This is a genomic window from Collinsella sp. CLA-ER-H9 (genome assembly GCF_040092295.1).
Taxonomy (GTDB): domain Bacteria; phylum Actinomycetota; class Coriobacteriia; order Coriobacteriales; family Coriobacteriaceae; genus Collinsella.
The window spans coordinates 1-14,299 of sequence record NZ_JBBNLV010000025.1 but is presented as its reverse complement, the minus strand read 5'-3'; the positions used below and the strand labels follow the sequence as shown (position 1 = coordinate 14,299).

At 59.3% G+C, this 14,299-nt stretch carries 11 protein-coding genes and 2 tRNA genes; 9 read left to right on the top strand and 4 right to left on the bottom strand.

The window, feature by feature from the left end; all coding sequences use genetic code 11:
- The first annotated feature begins 239 nt into the window (after positions 1–239).
- From AAAX73_RS09575 to AAAX73_RS09535, 9 genes are all read left to right on the top strand, one after another.
- Entirely contained in the window at positions 240–503 is a 264-nt protein-coding gene (locus AAAX73_RS09575; protein ID WP_349125765.1) for an HPr family phosphocarrier protein, read from the top strand.
- A gap of 133 nt (positions 504–636) precedes the next feature.
- Complete coding sequence (gene ptsP, locus AAAX73_RS09570) at positions 637–2,340, top strand: phosphoenolpyruvate--protein phosphotransferase (RefSeq protein WP_349125766.1); 1,704 nt, start codon at positions 637–639, stop codon at positions 2,338–2,340.
- A gap of 74 nt (positions 2,341–2,414) precedes the next feature.
- Positions 2,415–3,347 (top strand): 1-phosphofructokinase family hexose kinase, encoded by a 933-nt coding sequence (locus AAAX73_RS09565; RefSeq protein WP_349125764.1) that lies wholly within the window; start codon positions 2,415–2,417, stop codon positions 3,345–3,347.
- Between the two features lie 225 nt (positions 3,348–3,572).
- Positions 3,573–4,505 carry a 1-phosphofructokinase family hexose kinase gene (locus tag AAAX73_RS09560; protein WP_349125763.1) on the top strand — a complete coding sequence of 311 codons (933 nt, stop codon included), beginning with the start codon at positions 3,573–3,575 and terminating at the stop codon, positions 4,503–4,505.
- A gap of 160 nt (positions 4,506–4,665) precedes the next feature.
- On the top strand, positions 4,666–6,060 hold the full coding sequence (locus AAAX73_RS09555) for an HD domain-containing protein (RefSeq protein ID WP_349125762.1): 1,395 nt from the start codon (positions 4,666–4,668) through the stop codon (positions 6,058–6,060).
- A 236-nt stretch (positions 6,061–6,296) separates the two neighbouring features.
- Positions 6,297–6,373, top strand: a tRNA-Glu gene (locus tag AAAX73_RS09550).
- Between the two features lie 22 nt (positions 6,374–6,395).
- Positions 6,396–6,472 (top strand) — tRNA-Glu (locus AAAX73_RS09545).
- Between the two features lie 151 nt (positions 6,473–6,623).
- The gene (locus AAAX73_RS09540; RefSeq protein ID WP_349125761.1) at positions 6,624–7,916 is read left to right on the top strand and encodes a lysylphosphatidylglycerol synthase transmembrane domain-containing protein; all 1,293 of its coding nucleotides are present in this window, start codon (positions 6,624–6,626) and stop codon (positions 7,914–7,916) included.
- Between the two features lie 136 nt (positions 7,917–8,052).
- Positions 8,053–8,664, top strand: a complete 612-nt coding sequence (locus AAAX73_RS09535) for a TetR/AcrR family transcriptional regulator (protein WP_349125760.1) — start codon at positions 8,053–8,055, stop codon at positions 8,662–8,664.
- A gap of 105 nt (positions 8,665–8,769) precedes the next feature.
- On the opposite strand, the gene AAAX73_RS09530 is transcribed toward AAAX73_RS09535, so the two are convergent.
- From AAAX73_RS09530 to AAAX73_RS09515, 4 genes are all read right to left on the bottom strand, one after another.
- The gene (locus AAAX73_RS09530) at positions 8,770–9,984 is read right to left on the bottom strand and encodes an ABC transporter permease (protein WP_349125759.1); all 1,215 of its coding nucleotides are present in this window, start codon (positions 9,982–9,984) and stop codon (positions 8,770–8,772) included.
- The gene (locus tag AAAX73_RS09525) at positions 9,981–10,754 is read right to left on the bottom strand and encodes an ABC transporter ATP-binding protein (RefSeq protein ID WP_349125758.1); all 774 of its coding nucleotides are present in this window, start codon (positions 10,752–10,754) and stop codon (positions 9,981–9,983) included. The genes AAAX73_RS09530 and AAAX73_RS09525 overlap by 4 nt, the downstream gene beginning before the upstream one ends.
- Positions 10,754–12,166 carry an efflux RND transporter periplasmic adaptor subunit gene (locus AAAX73_RS09520; protein WP_349125757.1) on the bottom strand — a complete coding sequence of 471 codons (1,413 nt, stop codon included), beginning with the start codon at positions 12,164–12,166 and terminating at the stop codon, positions 10,754–10,756. The genes AAAX73_RS09525 and AAAX73_RS09520 overlap by 1 nt, the downstream gene beginning before the upstream one ends.
- A 128-nt stretch (positions 12,167–12,294) precedes the next feature.
- Positions 12,295–14,031, bottom strand: a complete 1,737-nt coding sequence (locus AAAX73_RS09515; RefSeq protein ID WP_349125756.1) for a L,D-transpeptidase — start codon at positions 14,029–14,031, stop codon at positions 12,295–12,297.
- Positions 14,032–14,299: the final 268 nt, after the last annotated feature.

The following is a 14,299-nucleotide window of genomic DNA, read 5'->3' as shown; positions in this document are numbered from 1 at the left end:
CCGGACATGCCGTCCTCCGATCTCCCGGGGCCGGCCGATCCGGCCCTCAGGGTATCGGGTTCCCACATTCATCCGCACATGTGCGGATGAATGTGGGAGGTGTTCGAATGAAGTCGATAATCAAGGAATTCGTGCGAAACACAATGAAAAACAGTTTGATGTGAGTTAATATAAACAACGTCGTGAGTATGGCTCCTGTCGCATGGTTGGCAGGGGTTAAACACAAAAAGGAGTCAATTATGGTTTCTGAGAAGGCTACCCTCGTTAATCCTCAGGGTCTTCACATGCGTCCCGCTGGTCTCTTCGCCTCCACCATGGGCAAGTACGCCTGCGACGTGACGGTCGTCACCCCCGAGAAGGAGGTCAACGGCAAGTCCCCGATGGCCCTCATGGCTGCTGGTATCCCCTGCGGCACCGAGGTCGAGGTCAAGTGCGACGGCGCTGACAAGGCCGAGGCTCTGGCTGCTGCCGTCGAGCTCATCAAGAGCGGTCTTGGCGAGTAGAACTCAAACGGGTCGTATGTTGAACAATTAAGTTCATACTTGGGGGCGCAGTGACCTGTATTAAGGTAGCTGCGCTCTTTTGTCATGGATATGGCAAAACGCTTTATCACATGACACGGAGAGAGGAATGGGAATGTATCAGGGAGTCAACGCATCCGAGGGTATCGGTATCGGCACCGTCATGGTCGCCGTCGATCCCGACTTGACGTTTGAGCCGCACGAGGTTGCTGATTCGGCAGCAGAGAAGGAGCGCTATCAGTCCGCTCTTTCGGTCTTCTGCGAGAAGACCCAGGCTCAGGCCGACCACATGAAGGAGACGGTGGGCGAGGCCGAGGCCGAGATCATGAGCGGACACATTGTCCTTGCTCAGGATCCGGGCATGACCGACGCCATCAACGCCGCCATTGACGGCGGCACCTGCGCCGAGCAGGCGCTTATGGACACCTCGACCATGTTCGAGAACATGTTCCTGTCCATGGACGACGAGATGTTCCGTCTGCGCGCGGCCGACATCGCAGACATCCGCACCGGTATTCTGGCTGAGCTGCTGGGTAAGGAGGTCGTCGACCTTTCCGTCCTGCCCGAGAACACCGTCGTTGTCGTGCACGACCTTACGCCGTCCATGACCGCCACGATCGATAAGGCCCACGTTGCCGGTATCGTCACCGAGACCGGAGGGCGTACGTCGCACTCCGCGATCATCGCACGCGCCCTCGAGATCCCGGCTGTCCTTTCGGTTGCCAACAGCTGCACCGCACTGCGCAACGGCATGACCGTTGTCGTCGACGGTGGCAAGGGCATCGTCGAGGCCGATCCCAACGAGGAGACGCTCGCCGCCTACACTGCCAAGGCCGAGGCCTTCGCTGCCGAGAAGGCAGCCCTCGAGGCTTTCCGTGGCAAGCCGTCAGTGACCGCCGACGGCATCAAGAAGATCATCGCCTGCAACATCGGCAATCCCGACGACGTTCCTAACGCACTCGATCACGACGCCGAGGCTATCGGTCTGTTCCGCTCGGAGTTCCTGTTCATGGACTCTGCTGAGCTTCCTTCCGAGGAGGAGCAGTTCAACGCCTACCGCAAGGTCGCCAGCGCGCTCAAGGGCGCTCCCGTCATCATCCGCACGCTCGATGTGGGCGGCGACAAGGAGATTCCGTATCTGCACATGGTCAAGGAAGACAACCCCTTCATGGGCTTCCGTGCCGTGCGTTACTGCCTGGCCAATCCCGATCAGTACAAGGTTCAGCTTCGCGCCCTGCTGCGCGCCAGCGCCTTCGGTGACGTCAAGATCATGATCCCGCTCGTCACCTGCGTCGAGGAGGTCGTGGCTGTCAAGGAGCTCGTCGAGCAGTGCAAGACCGAGCTGACCGAAGAGGGTCGCAAGTTCAACGAGAACATCGAGGTCGGCATCATGGTCGAGACTCCCGCCGCTTCGCTGCTCGCTGACCGCCTGGCCGAGGTCGCCGACTTCTTCTCCATCGGTACCAACGACCTGATCGGCTACACCATGTGCGCCGACCGTGGCAACGACACCATCTCCAACCTGTACCAGGTGTACTATCCCGCCGTGCTCCGCTCGCTCAAGAACATCATCGAGAGCGGCGTGAAGGCCGGCATCATGGTCGGTATGTGCGGCGAGGCCGCTGCCGATCCGCTGCTTGAGCCGCTGCTGATCAGCTGGGGCCTGGAGGAGTTCTCGATGAGCGCTCCGTCCATCCTGCGCGCCCGCAAGACCATCAGCCAGTGGACCAAGGCCGAGTGCGACGAGCTCGCCGAGAAGGCGCTCGCCTGCAACACCGCCGCCGAGGTCAAGGCACTGCTCGAGTCCGCAGCTCGCTAATTTGGTATCAGAGGTAACCGCGTGGTTGGAATGGGCCGGCCACGCGGCCCTCACATATACAGGGGGTACTATAAATGTTCTACACGCTAACCGCTAACCCGGCTGTCGACATGACGGTTTCGAGCTCTCCGCTCGAGCCCGACGAGAACGTCCGCACCGGCTCGGCCAGCTACACGGCTAACGGCAAGGGCCTCGACGTGTCCTTCGCCTTTAAGAAGATGGGCGTCGACACCGTCGCGCTCGGCTTCTTCGCCGGCTTCACGGGCAAGTTCATCGTCGAGGAGGTTATGAACCTGGGCTGCCTGTGCCGCCCGGTCTGGACCGACGGCATCACGCGTATTAACACCTACGTCAACGATGGCCAGCACGAGTACGGCATCCTTAACCCCGGCGCCCCGATTACGCCGGAGCATCAGAAGGAGCTCTACAACATCCTGGACACCGCGGGCGATCTTGAGTGCCTGATTGTCTCCGGCTCCGTGCCTCCCAAAGCTACGCCCGACTTCCTGGCCCAGGTTATGGAGCACGCTCAGGCCCGTGGCGCCGACGTCGTCCTGGACCTGTCCTCCGACAAGCTCAAGGAGCTCGCTCACAAGAAGCCGCTGCTCATTAAGCCGAACCATCACGAGATGAAGGCCATCTTCGGCGTGCCGGTCGACACCGACGACGAGGTCCGCGTTGCCATGAAGATGGCTCACGACGCCGGCGTTCAGAACGTGCTGCTCACCCGTGGTAGCCGCGGCGACGCTTATTTCTCCAACGGCGAGGACATCTGGTACGCCAAGCGTGAGTTCAACATCAAGCTGGTCTCTTCCGTCTGCGCCGGCGACTGCACCCTCGCCGCGTTCCTGCACAAGTGGTACAGGGATCGCGACAACGTCGAGGAGGCCATGAAGCTCGCTATGGCCACCGGCGCCAACGTTGCCGAGTCCGTCGGCATCGGCGACTTCGGTCACGTCGATGAGTACAGCAAGCGCGTTGCTGTCCGCAAGCTCGACCGCAAGTAAGCGAAACACGACATATTCGTGTGCATATGGCGTCCCGGTTTTTGCCGGGCGCCATTTTTTTACATTGCGGGGGAGCGGCGGGGCAAAAAACAGGATTGCTTGTCCCGCCATCTCGCCGCCCTACCGTCCTGCACGCGTTCTACACCGTTTGCCGAGTTGCTATGGTCTTTTCCCGAAGCGTGGAATATACTTTCATTAACACGTTACCTTGTGAAAGGAACATTCATGATTTACACGCTCACTGCAAATCCGGCCATTGACTACAACATTGCCTGCGACGGTCTTTCCGCCAACACTGTCACCCGCACGCGCAACGCGGTCTACACGCCCAACGGCAAGGGCCTCAACGTCTCGTTCACGCTCGATCACTACGGCGTCGACACCACGATCCTGGGCTTTTTTGCCGGCTTCTCGGGCGAGTTCATCGTCAAGGGCGCCGAGGCCCTGGGCGTGCCCGTCAAGCCCGTGTGGACCGACGGCATCACGCGCGTCAATGTCTTCCTCAACGCCGGTCCCGATACCGAGTACAACATGGTCAACGCTGGCGCTGCCATCAATGCGGCCAACGAGCAGGAGATGTTTGAGCTCATTGATTCGCTCGACGACATGACCTGCCTGGTCATTAGTGGCTCGCTGCCCCCCAACACCTCCGAGGGTTTCCTGGCCGAGGTACTTCGTCGTGTTAAGGCAAAGGGTGCCGAGTTCGTGCTTGATATCTCGAGCCATCAGCTGGCCGACCTCATTGCCATGAAGCCGCTGCTCATTAAGCCTAACGACGACGAGCTGCTCGACATCTTTGGCATTAAGGTGAGCGGTGGAGATGACGAGTCTGTCAAGGGCGCGATGGCCGAGCTGCACGCCAAGGGCGCTAAGAACGTGCTGCTGACCCTTGGTGGCGACGGCGCGTACTTCTCCAACGGCGAGCACATCTGGTTTGCCAACCGCACCTTTGAGGTCAAGCTGCTGTCGACGGTCTGCGCCGGCGATTCCTCGCTCGCTGCCTTCCTGTCCGTGTGGCACGATGCCCCCGAGCGTGTTGAGGACGCCCTGCGCCTCTCGATGGCCACCGGCGCCAACGTGGTCGAGTGCCCGGGTTTGGGCGATTTTGCCAAGGTCGATGAGTATCAGAAGGGTATCGCCATCCGTCAGGTCTGCTAGTTCCGACAACTTGCCTGAATAGTTCGATTATTTCGCATCCGTCTTAGACCAAGACGGATGCGTTTTTGTTTATCGGACTTGCGTGTGCAGCGGAGGCTGTTTCTTGTTAGACTTCTTGAGAACCATCGATTAACGCTTGCAGGCGTAGGAGGCCATAGGTATGTGCAAAGCTTCGCTCAACGGTACGCAGCCCTCAGGCGCCTCCATGCGTGTGCTACATGCGCTTGAGGCAGCCGGTCTTGAGGCCTGGTTCGTGGGCGGTTGGGTACGTGACGCCCTGATGGGACGCCCCAGCCACGATGTCGACATGTGCTGCAGCGGCTTGTGGCAGGAGTCCAAGGCGGCACTCGAGGCCGCTGACATTGCGGTAGTTGAGTCGGGCATTAAATTTGGCGGCATTACCGCCATTTGTGACGATGAGCGCATTGAGGTTACGACGTATCGTCTGGACGGCTTTTACACCGATGGCCGCCATCCCCAGAGTGTGGAGCGTGCGGCGTCGCTTGAGGACGATCTGGCGCGTCGCGACTTTACCGTTAACGCTATGGCTTGGCATCCCGAGCGCGGTCTTATCGACCGCTACGATGGCCAGGGCGACTTAGGGCGTAAGTTGATCCGCGCCGTCGGAGATCCCAAGCGTCGTTTTAACGAGGATGCGCTTCGCATGCTGCGCGCGGTGCGTTTTGCCTGCCGCTTGGATTTTATGATCGAGCCTAAGACCAAACAGGCACTTGCCGAATGCTCGCCGCTGCTCGATGCCGTGGCACGCGAGCGCGTGGGCATTGAGCTTGAGGGCATTCTTTCGACCGGTCACGGGGGAGACGCGATGCTGCGCTACCCCGAGCTCATTTGTGCCGCCGTGCCCGAGCTTGCGCCGGCTCGTGGGTTTGACCAGCGCAGCGTCTACCATGCCTTTAATGTCTACGAGCATATCGCTCGCGTGTTGACGGTAGCGGGGGAGTTGGCGCTGTGTGACGGCGTAGCGCCTTCGCCGAGCTTAATGTGGGCGGCGTTTTTGCACGACGTCTCCAAGCCCGATTGCTTTACGGTCGACCATGCGGGCAGCGGCCATTTCTACGGTCATCCCGAGCTTGGCGCCAAGAAGGCGCGCGTCATTATGGATCGTCTAGCGCTTTCGCACGATTTGATTCGCGATGTGTGCCTACTCATCAAGTATCACGATAAGCCGCTGCGCCCCGAGCGCTCTTGCTTACTCAATATGATGCGCTTGCTTTCGGGCGAGGGCATCGACACGCCGCGTCTGATTGACGAGCTCATGGACCTTAAGCGTGCCGATACGCTGGGCAAGGCGCCGTCGTGCTTCTATTACGTCGAGACGATCGAGGAGATGCGCTCACTCGCCCACGGACTGCTTGAGGCAGGGGAGCCCTATACGCTCAAGATGCTTGCCATCAACGGCGGCGACCTGATTCGCGCCGGCGTCAAACCGGGGCCGGAGTTGGGGCAGCTGCTCAACGCCGCCCTCGACGCCTTAATCGAGGACAACGTCCCCAACGAGCGCGAAGCCCTTCTGGCCCACCTCAACCTAGGATGATTTTTCTGGGACGGGGCTTAAAAAATCATTTTGAATGAAGTTGTGGTCTTAAAGAATCGCTCAGCAATCTGAAATGATTTTTTAAGCCCCGTCCCAGAAAAATCATAGGCTGTGGCTTTTAACTGCGCTTTCCATAACCTCCCGACAAAATTCGGGCAATTTGGATTTTCTTCTTGCGCTCGCGTTTTATGTCCCGTAATATATGTCCTCGCAGCACGGCAGTGCAGATGTCATGTGGCCCGTTCGTCTAGCGGTTTAGGACGCCGCCCTCTCAAGGCGGAGATCACCAGTTCGAATCTGGTACGGGCTACCACTTCTTTTCTGCTGAGGCTTATGGCCCGTTCGTCTAGCGGTTTAGGACGCCGCCCTCTCAAGGCGGAGATCACCAGTTCGAATCTGGTACGGGCTACCATGTTTTAGATACCCGGCCTTTCGTGAGAAGGTCGGGTTTTTTGTTGCGTGTGGGCTGGTCTGTTAATCCCATTTGCCTCATAGCTTTACGTTTTGCTCATCTCCCATACGGGTACAATAGGCCAGATACTTTGACGGTCAGAAGGAGCCTCATGACGGAGTCCTCTCAGCATAGCCCAAAGCCCCAGGTCGAGGTTTCTGGCGGCGATGACAACAAGAGCGCGCGTCGCGGCGCCATCTTCATCGGCGTTGTGCTGATCGGGTATATCGTCTATCTGGTCGTGACCGGGCAGATGGGGCAGTTTTGGGCCGCTATGTCCAGCGTTCAGATGCCCTGGCTCTTCGCCGCATGCTTTTGCATGTTTTTGTATCTTGTTTTTGGCATCGTGGCGTACGCGATCGCCGTTTGGCTCGACCCCGATTCGCCCGTCGGCATCCGCGACCTCATTTCGGTCGAGGCGAGCGGCATCTTCTTTGGCAACCTGACACCCATGATGATGGGCTCTACGCCTGCTCAAATTTACCGCCTTACCAAAGCCGGCCAAAACGTGGGCGAAGCGGGTGCCACGCAGTTCACCCGCTTTATCGTGTACCAGTTTGGCCTGGTGGCATGGGGTGCCATTCTGCTGCTCGCCCGCATGCCGTTTTTCGCCGAGCGTTATGGCGACATGACGCTGCTGTGCGTCTTTAGCTTTGGCGGTCACTGCTGCATCCTACTCGGCATCTTTGCCGTGGCGTTGATGCCCAAGACCGTCACGCGCGTCGCTCATTGCATCATCAATTGGCTCGAGCGCGTGGGCGTCTCGGCCACAAAGATCGAGGGCTGGCGCACCTTTGTCGATGGCGAGATCTACTCGTTTTCCGAGAAATTCAAACTATCTGCCGGCCATTTTTCGTCCATGCTGCTCACGGTCGTCATCACTATGCTGCAGCTGGCGTTTTTCTACCTGGTTCCGTACTTTTTGATGCTCTCTTTTGGCCACCACGAAGTCGACTTTTTCTCGGTCATGGCTGCGAGCGCCTTTGTCCAGCTGCTGAGCTCCGCCGTTCCGCTGCCCGGCGGCACTGGTGGCGCCGAGGGTGGCTTCGCATTGTTTTTGGGTCACTTTTTTGGCACGGCATCGACTGCCGGCTATCTGCTGTGGCGTCTGATCACCTTTATCGCGCCGACCATTTTGGCCGCCCCGCTGCTGGGCCTTAAGAGCGCTCACAACGAGAGTATCCATGCACGCTGGGACCGTATGATGCGCAAGCTCGGGCGCACGCCTCAGACGCCCTCTACGCCCGTTAAGGCACATCCTGCGTGCCAGGTTACCGTTGATCCCAATCAACGTGCTCAAAAGCCTGCTGTGGCCCCTAAGCCGGCACGCCAGACCTACGTTCGCCAGACTGGCGACGGCATTCGCGTTTCCCCGGCGGCGCTCAATAAAAAGAAGCGATCTTAGGGCCCGGTCGGCGAGTCGTGCGTTCTTGATGACGCTCGTCATTGCGATGTGAGATGTAGGATAATCCTCTTACGTTGATTATCTCCCACATGTAGAGGACTTACAGGTGGGCTGTTGACATGAAGGGGACACGTCTATGGCTACCACCAAACCGCGCCTTGACCGTCGTATCGTCCGCAGTCGCAATGCGATTCTTTCGGCGTTTGAGCGACTGCTTATGGAAAAGCCCCTGGCCGATATTACGGTGAGCGCTATCGCGCGCGAGGCAAATGTCGACCGTAAGACCTTCTACGTGCACTTTGGCACGGTCGACGGCTTGCTCGACGCCATTGCCGTCGATGTGGTCGAGATGATCGTCGATTCAGTCGAGAAGACGCTTTCCTCCATGGGCGGCGACACCAACGAGCGCGCACTTGGCGCTGCGGCGTCCTTTTTCAAGACCGTTAACGAGGCGCTGTGCAACAACCTGGTGCTTAATCGCCAGTTGATCGAAAACATTCCGCTCGACGACTTTATGGCTCGTCTGCGTTTGCCGCTCGAGCACGAGATCGCTGAGCGTGATCTGCTGCCCGAGGGTCTAAAGGACGAGATGTTCGATTACTACCTGGCGTTTTTGCTGTCCGGCATTATCGGCATCTATCGCACGTGGGCGTTGTCCGATGGCTCGGTTCCCATCGAGCGCGTCTCGGCGGTCGCCAACGACCTGACGTTGAATGGACTATCGAGTCTGGAATCTCGTTTCGAATAGCACTAGCGCCTTATCCCCCCCCCTGAGTTGCGGTGAAATAAGGACTGAATAGGCCTTTTAACAGCTTAAACACTCCCTATTTCACCGCAACTCAGGGGAATTGCATTACTGATAGCGCAGACACTCGACTGGATCGAGCTTTGCGGCGCGGCGGGCGGGGTAGAAGCCGAATACCACGCCGATGCCGACCGATACAGCAAACGCGAGCAGCACAGTCGTAATGGAGAAGCTCGGCGTAATCGACCCGGTGGCCCCAAACTCGCTCATAATGCCCGAGCTCGCGGCAAAAAAGGTGAGCCCCCAGGCCAGTAGATAGCCAATCACGACACCTAAAATTCCGCCGGTGATGCACAGCGCCGAGGACTCGGCCAAAAACTGAGCGGTGATGTCACGTCGGCTTGCGCCCAGGGCGCGGCGGATACCGATTTCGCGGATGCGCTCGGTCACGTTGGTGAGCATCATGTTCATAATGCCGATTCCGCCCACAAGCAGCGATATGCCGGCAACCGCGCCCATGATGAGCGAGAAGGCGCCCATAAATGAGTTGAGGGCATCGATAGCGCTCTTCATGGAGCTTGCCGACACGCTGTCGTACTCGTCGTCCTCCGAGATGCCCTTCATGCTGCGCACCTTGGATTCGATCGTTTTGCAGAGCTCATCCATGTTCGTGCCTTCGGTGGCGAGCGCCGTCACGCTGGGAAACGACGGATTGTCATCGCCGTAGAGCTCGGCGATCGTTTCTCGTGGCATGTACAGGCTCAGCGAGCCCATGGAGTCGTTGCCTCCGTCGATGACGCCAATGATCTGCACGTCTCCGCTCGAAACCTTGATGGTCTTGCCGAGTGCGTCCTGTTCGTTGCCGTAAAGTTGCTCGGCGCCGCCGCGGCCGATGAGCGCCACGTGCGCGCCTGATTTTGACTCGATGTCGCTATAGGTGCGACCGGCAACGATCTTGCTGGCGCCCACGGCATCGAGCATGTCGCTATCGACGCCCTGTGCCATGACGGTATAGCTTTTATCTCCAACTTTGTACTCGGAATAGGCGCTGTCGACGATGCCGATCTGCTCAATTTGCGGCACCATCTTGCGCAGCTTCTCGACGTCCGAATCGGTGAGCTCTTGGGAAGAGTAGATCTGAACCATGCGAGCGGCGTTAAGTCCCAAGCTGTTGACCAGGCTGTTTTGGATGCCGCCGATAAGCGAGGTCATGGCTATGACCGAGGCGATGCCAATGACGATACCTAGGATAGTGAGTAGGCTACGTCCCTTGTTGGCCTCGAGCGAGTGCAGGGCTTCTTGGACAAGATCGCGGGTGCTCATGCTTTCGCTCCTTTCGGCGGTGTAGAAGGTGCGTAAATCGCGGGCAGGTTGCTGACGGCGCCGCGTAGGGTATTCGGCACATGCGCGATATACGCTCCGTCATGAATTCGCCCGTCGCGAATGGTCACAGCTCGGTCTGCCTCGGCGGCAATGCCCGGGTCGTGCGTGATGAGCACGATGGTCTTGCCGCGCTCCTGGAGCTTGTGGAAGGTTTCCATGACGAGCGCCCCGGTTGCCGAGTCGAGGTTTCCCGTCGGCTCGTCGGCCAAAATGATGGGCGGATCGTTGATGAGGGCGCGCGCGATGGCGACGCGCTGCATCTGTCCACCCGAGAGTTCTGATATGCGGTGGTCCCAATGGTCGACCGGTAGCGTGACGGCTTGCAGCGCGTGCACGGCGCGCATCTCGCGCTGACTGCGCGGCACATTGGTGTAGGACAGCGGCAGCATGACGTTTTCGATAACCGACAGGCGCGGCAGCAGGTTGAAGCTCTGAAAGACAAAGCCGATGCTCAGCGCGCGCACCTCGGTGAGCTCATCATCGTCGAGTTCGGCTACGTTGAGCCCTTGCAGGTAATAGTCGCCCGCCGTCGGTTTGTCCAAGCAACCCAGGATGTTCATGAGAGTCGACTTGCCCGAGCCCGAGGGTCCGGTGATGGCGACGAACTCACCGGGGTCTACCGCCAGGCTCACGTTGTGCAGGATATGGGCGCAACCGGCCTCGCTCTCAAAGATGCGGTGCACGTTGCGGATGTCGATGACGGGGCGCATTACATGCCCTCGTCGGCAGGCATACTGTCGCCGCCGTCTGCTGTCATGCCCGCGCCAGTATCCATCACGATGGTGTCGCCATCGCGCAGTTTGGTAACCGGCACGTTGGGGTTGATCTCGTTGCCCTGGTCGTCGCGTTTGACCTGCGTCTTTCCGACTACGGCGTCGTTGTCGTTTTGCGTCACAACGGTCACCTTCACGCGGCGCGTCTCCTTGCCTTCGTCATCGGTGGCCAGATTGACGTAATAGTGCTCGCCGTCCTCGGTCATCAGCGCCATGGTGGGCACCATGACCACGTCGTCAAGCTGCTCGGTCACCACCGAGACCTCGGCAGTCATACCGGGCTTAAGGCGGCTGTCGGGTGCCTCGATGAGGATGTCGACGTTAAAGGTCACGCTGCCGCCACCACCGTTGGCGGCGTCGGAGTTTGCTACCGACGCGATAGCCGTGACGGTGCCCTGGCTCACGATATCGGGAAACGCGGGATAGGTAACGTTGGCGCTCTGGCCCACAGCGATCTTGGCGATGTCCTTTTCGCCCACCTGAACCGTCACCTTCATCTTGGAGAGATCGGCGATCTGCATGCACTGCTTGCCGCCACTCGTGTCGCCTTCGCCCATGACCATGCCTCCGGTCACTGTGGCACCCACTTTAGCGTTGAGCTCGACAATACTACCCGAACTGGGGGCCTTTACGGTGCGCTCGGCCGCCTTGGCGTTTGCCTGGTCCATGGTTGCCTGGGCCGAGGCGAGATTGCGCTGGGCGCTCGAGACGGCGCTGGCGTCGGCGGTTGCATCCGTCGGGGCGGTCGCTCCGCCGGCATCCAATGTCGGCGCTGCCTGTGCGGCGGCGAGCGCCGCCTGGGCGTTTTTCAGGTCTTCCTGGGCGGCCGCGACCGCACGCTGCGCCTCGGCAACGGCGTTATCGAGCTCGTCGTTTTTGATCGTCATGAGCACGTCGTCCTCGTTGACGCTCTGACCGGCCTGCACGTTGATCGATGCCACCGTACCGTCGACAGAAGGGGAGACGACTGAGGCCGAGATGGGCATGAGCTGTCCTTTTGCCTCGACGGTCGTGGTAAAGGTGCCTTCCATGACCATGTCGGTAACAGGTCCGCCTGCAGATTGCGGCTGCGAGGTAAGGACAACGCTCACAATAATGGCTATCAGAATCATGCCGCCCACGATGCCGGCCGCAATGCCGCGTCGGATGAGCTTTTTGCGCCGACGCTCGGCACGCTTCGCCTTGAGCTTTGCGTAGGCCTCATCGTCGGATATTCCGGCGTTACCTTGCTCGTCGTCGTTTTGCTGTGCCGTGGGGGCGCTTGTGATGAGCGGTAGAGTTTCAGTTGCGCCTTCCGGCACGCGCCCGGTATCGTCGGGACCCGGGGTGATGGTGGGGACATTCGACATAGCGTCTCCTTTATAGAACTTACCGCGATAAGTATATGCGCCCACCGGTTGGGGCGGGCGCACAGGCGCGATTCTTTCAGCATCGAAAGGTAGGTGACGCTGAGCTTTGTTGTGACACGCGTGATGTGCTAGGAGTGGACGACCACGCACAGACCGACGCTGATGCAATCGTGGAGCGCCTTGGCATCGGCCAGGCGCAGATTGATGCAGCCGTGGCTACCGCACCACTTATAGGAGTTGGGATCGTCGAAGCTCTTGTCGTTTTGCCAGGTAGCGTCGTGGAAGCCAACCATGTTGCCCTCAAACGGCATCCAGTAGCTCACCGGGCTCTCGTATTTGGGCTTACCGGTCTTGGGGTCCTTGGCGCCGATAAGCTTGGTGGCGCCGTCATTGCTGTTGATTTGCCACACGCCCTCGGGGGTGGCGTCTTCGCCCGGTTTGCCGGAAATAAAGTTGGCCTCCCAAACGATATTTCCGCTCTCGTCATAGTAGCGCGCGTGCTGCTCGGACAGGTCGACGTCGATATACGCCTTCCAATCGGGCTCGCCCTTGGCGGTAAAGGTGTCGGCCTTCTGGGAGTAATTGATCTCAATCTCGCCGGTCTGCTTGTTGTTAATAGCATCCTCGACCTGCTTGGCAAGCGTGCTGCTGTCGATGGACCAACCAAAGTCACCGCCTTCGACGGCGCACTGCTTGCCATCGGCGCGCGTCCACCAGCGAGTGGAGCCCACGGTGTTAAAGCCATTGGCGAGGTCTGCTGCCCAGTTGCTGATCTGGGAGGTGTCGAGTGTGGGGTTCGCGGGGTCGTCAAAACTGATCCACTGCAGCACCGAGCTGCCGTCGACCTTGCCGGCATCGTTGCCGTTGAGCTTAAGGGTCACGTTAACGCCCAGAAAGTTGTTGGCGGCATCGCATGCGGCCTGGATCTGGTCGTTGGTGAGCGTGCCGTTGAGCGGCTCGTAGGCATCGTTTCCGAGCTTCGTAAGATCGACGGTCTCGGACAGCGACGCGAGCTCGATCTCCGCATATTTAATGACATGCTCGCGGTTGAGCTTTTCGTTGGAGCGGGCCTTCTCGATCGTGAACTTGCCTGCCTTCTCGTCGTAGGAGCTCGATGCCTCAAAGGTACCCGAGCGGCCCTCGTTGAATGCGTCGATGGCGGCACCCAGATCCCCTTCGAACTGCTTTTGGTCAAAGGCGTCCGAGAGCATGGACAGGTCGACGTCCTGTTCCAGGTCAATGGTACCGTTTTTGGTCGCGCTAACGTTCTTGCCGCCGAGCGAGGCAATCAGGCGCGAGGGCCACAGCAGCGGCTCGTTGCTGCCGATAATCTCGTGGGCAGCTGCCTCGCCGTCGACGATGGGCTCGTCGGATTCGGGCTGATAGGTCCAGCTAAAGTCATCTCCCGAAACGGTGAGCTTGTAGTGCTTCCACGCTGAGTTGACCTTGGTAGCGGCGGATGAGGCGTTGGAAAACGAGATATCGACGCCGGCGATGGTGGTGTTGGGGTAGGCAATCTGCGAAAACGCCACGACGCCCACGATATAGACGATAGCGACGAGGCCGAGGACGACGAAGAACGCCGTCTTGCCGCCCGTCTTATTACCCTTTGCGGAGCGGTTGTTGGCGGGGCCGCGGTTGTTGGAAACTCGAGTGTGCGAGGAGCCCTGGTTGTGACCGGCGCCATGTGCGGAACGCTGCTGACGCTGCTGATGCTGGCCCTGATTGGGGCGCGGGGAGGTATTTGCCGCGCCGTGCTGTTGACCATGGGCTGGCGCAATGGGACGGGGCGATTGGATGCCTCCGGGCTGCCTGCTGGGCTGTTGCGGATCGGGGATCAGTTGGCTGCGGTCGAGTTGCGACATCGTGTATATTTCCTTCGAGTTTCGCTTTACGGCTCATCGTGTTTTAACTGGGCTTGAATTATAGCGATTACGCAGTTGCTTGTGTTACGAAAACAGTGGCGATAAAGGATAGGTGGGACATATGTCCCACCTATCGTTCGCTTCAAGACTTTAGTCTGCTGGCCGCGCAGCGGCCAGCTTTGAACCACCCGCTACGCGGGTGGAGACAAACGGCTTTACAAAGCCACCCCTCCGACCGATATTGACGATTGTTCAGGCCGTCAAGAAT